The 2,769-nt window shown below is 50.3% G+C and carries 2 protein-coding genes; both read right to left on the bottom strand.

All coding sequences use genetic code 11. The features are described from left to right. On the bottom strand, positions 1–1,143 hold a 1,143-nt coding region (locus tag ACTF5Z_RS10720; protein ID WP_438985624.1), incomplete at its 3' end, for a BCCT family transporter. A gap of 16 nt (positions 1,144–1,159) precedes the next feature. Beyond that, positions 1,160–2,769 (bottom strand): tetratricopeptide repeat-containing sulfotransferase family protein (locus ACTF5Z_RS10715; protein ID WP_438985623.1); only part of this gene is annotated, 1,610 nt, incomplete at its 5' end.

Below are 2,769 nucleotides of genomic sequence, written 5' to 3'. Positions count from 1 at the left end.
GTTCATCATTTCGTATCCAATACCGGCGCCGCCAATAATGGTGAACCACACAGTTGTCACTAAGGGGGCTAGAACGCTCAATACTAGGACCAGCTCGCGAATCGTGCGGCCTTTCGAGATGCGCGCCATAAAAATAGCCATCATAGGGCCGTAACCAATGAACCAACCCCAGAAAAACACCGTCCAGCCCTCGAGCCAAACCTCATCTGAACGATAGGTCGCCATGCCGACAAAGTCACTGACATAAACACCCAAACTTTGCACATATTGGTCGCTAATAAAGGATGTGGGGCCAAGCAGTAATACGTAAGCCATTAAACCCACTCCAAGCACCACGTTAATGCTACTGAGTATTTGAATTCCTCGAGTCAAGCCAGAAATGGCCGATATCGTATACAGACCCATCAAGGCCAAAACAATCAAAATTTGGGTCGCAACAGTATCCTCAAACCCAAACAAAGCCGCTAGGCTGTAGCTCATTTGCAAACCTAAAAACCCGATGGGCCCGACTGTACCGGCAATGACTGCGATCACTGCAAATGCGTCAACCGCACCGCCCAACCAGCCGTTTAACACCTTGTCGCCCAAGACCGGATACAGCAGGGTTCGCGGTTTTAGAGGTAACCCTTTGTGATAATGCAGGTGCATCAAAGTAATGGTTGATAGGCTACCCAGTATGGTCCAAGCCAAAAAACCCCAGTGCATGAAGCTTTGTGCAAGCGCCGCTGAGGCGGCCTGAGAAGAACCCACTTCCACATCGAAATACGGCGGACTGTTCAAAAAGTGCGCGACAGGTTCGGCAGCCGCCCAAAACACGCCGCCACCCGCCAATAGGGTGCACATGATGATGGCCACCCACTTGAAATTGCTCAGTTCTGGCACTTTACCGCCCAGACGCAATGGCCCTGCGCGCCCCATGGCTAAAACCAGTGCAACAAGAAAAGTCGCCAGCATAAGCAGCTGCCAAAACGCACCAAACATTAAAGAAGACCAATGCGCACCGCCTCGCACCCAAAGAGCCAGGGTATCAATATCAATCAGCGCAATTACAACGAAGGCCAATAAAAAGCCCGCGCTGATAAAAAACACCGGTCGATCCACGCTATTCAACAAACCAGTATCACGCGCACTAAGATTCTTCATTGCGACCTCTTTTTCGTTAAATTGGATAACGCTGCAATACCGGGCCCAGCGCCGTCTTCAAGGGCTCCAAATAAGGTTCGAAATGACGCCATTGATCCACGCCAGCTCGGTAAATAGGTTGCCGTACCTGCTCGGAACTCGGGGTTCGCACGGAACGTTTAGTCTTGTAAAACTCGACACAGGCTGGCTCAAATTCCAATCCACAAAAATCTAAGATTCGCCGCACCTGTGACTCGAGATCGTCGACCACATCCTCGTACTGAACCTGCAAAACAAACCCAGGTATCGCTTGATCCCAATGATCCATCAATTCCACGTAATCGCGATAGTACTGACCAATTTCGGTCAAACCGTAGGTAAACTCCTGCCCTTCGGCGAACAATTGCTTATAACCACTAAAACAGCAAGCCATTGGATGTCGTCTAGCGTCAATAACCTTAGCATTGGGCAGTATCGTTTTAATTAAGCCAATATGGCGGAAGTTGTTCGGCATTTTGTCAATAAAATACGGTGCACCGGCTCGGTGAATTTGCGTCTCGGCGATGTATTGTTCGCCCAACAATGTCGCCTGCTCGGACTCTAAGTCGTGCAGCACCCTGGGATACTGTGGCTCGTCGTAAACCATACGTCTACCGTCGAGTTTGTGTGCAATGGCCGGTATATTCTGTAACTCCAAGGTCCCGTCCACTTGAGAATGTGAGGCCAAAATCTGCTCTAGCAAGGTCGAACCCGCGCGAGGTAAGCCCACAATAAATATCGGCGCGGGATCCGTGCAACCAGAATTCGCAATGTTGGAAAAATATGCAGCATCGCAATATCTTTGCTGCAATTTTAACTGCTCGGTCATGCGATCTGCATCGTAGGCGGCATCTACGCGCTTTAACTGGTTGCCGCGCTGATACCAATGAGCCGCGTCCTCAAACTGCTCTGTGTCCTCGTATGCTTTGCCTAACGCGAAACAAAGATGAATGCGATCGTCGGTATTAATTGTTGACGCGCACTCCTCGGCAAGCATCTGCTGCCTCTCGGCCTCGGTAAAGCGATACGTTTTTAAGTTGGCCAAGCTCCAGTACGCATCACCAAATTCTGGACGAGCCTGATACGCCGAGCGATAAGCCTCAATGGCTTCATCTACACGACCGATCGTTTTCAGAGCATGTCCACGCAACAACTGTAAGGGGGCGCTGTTAGGAACTCTGGTCGCAATATCGTCGTAAACATCCAAAGCCTCTTCGAAGCGCCCGACTGCCACTAATTGGTTGGCGACTGAGGTTCTATAACGATCATTGCTAGGTTCTTGGTCCAAAAGCGTTTGGGCTTGCTCCAACGACTGCGCGTATTTTTGCCGCTGGTGCAAGACGTTGATGTAATCAAAGCGCGCAAAGGGGTTCTCGGGTTCGAATACCAGTGCGCTTTCCAATAAAAATTCGGCGTCGTCCAGAATACTTAATTTCACGCCGATGTCGGCCAACAACCGCATGCCCTCGACGTGCTTTGGGTTTTGCTTCAGAAACGTTCGGCACAAGCTTTCCGCTTTAAGCAACTTCCCTTCAGCTAGAAAATTTCGAACACCCAGCAAAGCCCCGGGTAAGGCACTCAACCGCCGACATTGCTCTTCGGCATCTT

It is taken from the genome of Aequoribacter sp. (genome assembly GCF_965659035.1).
Lineage (GTDB): Bacteria > Pseudomonadota > Gammaproteobacteria > Pseudomonadales > Halieaceae > Aequoribacter.
The sequence above is the reverse complement of the archived record's forward strand: the minus strand, read 5'-3'. Positions and strand labels throughout refer to the sequence as shown.